This is a genomic window from Vibrio sp. 10N.222.46.A1, assembly GCF_041473595.1.
GTDB lineage: Bacteria > Pseudomonadota > Gammaproteobacteria > Enterobacterales > Vibrionaceae > Vibrio > Vibrio tasmaniensis_A.
The window spans coordinates 1-357 of record NZ_JBFRSN010001788.1 but is presented as its reverse complement, the minus strand read 5'-3'; the positions used below and the strand labels follow the sequence as shown (position 1 = coordinate 357).

1 protein-coding gene is annotated in these 357 nt (G+C 44.0%); it reads right to left on the bottom strand.

Annotated elements, in window-relative coordinates; translation table 11 throughout:
* Positions 1-357 (bottom strand): HAMP domain-containing protein (locus AB4496_RS29335; protein WP_372133649.1); only part of this gene is annotated, 357 nt, incomplete at both ends.

Here is a 357-nt window from a genome sequence, read left to right as displayed (position 1 = left end):
CACTAGAATTGGCTTTTTGAGCTTGAGAATCTGCATGCGATGCAAAGTTAACAACTTGTTCTATGAGGTCGATGATGTTATTGACCGCCTCGGTAACCTCTTCGATGTGATCACGTTGAGTGCTATTTAGAGCCAAGGTTTGATTCGACTCGCTACGAATCTTGTCGCTGACAACCTCAAGCTCGTGTCCAATGCTTAACGTACTCGCGATAATGCCTTGTAGCTTTTCAATGAATTGATTGAAACTCTCAACAAGCGTTGATATCTCATCTTTTCCTGCGTAGTCGATGCGTACCGTTAAGTCACCATCCCCAGTCGCAATCGCCTTCATCTTTTCTGTCACAAGCAATATTGAGC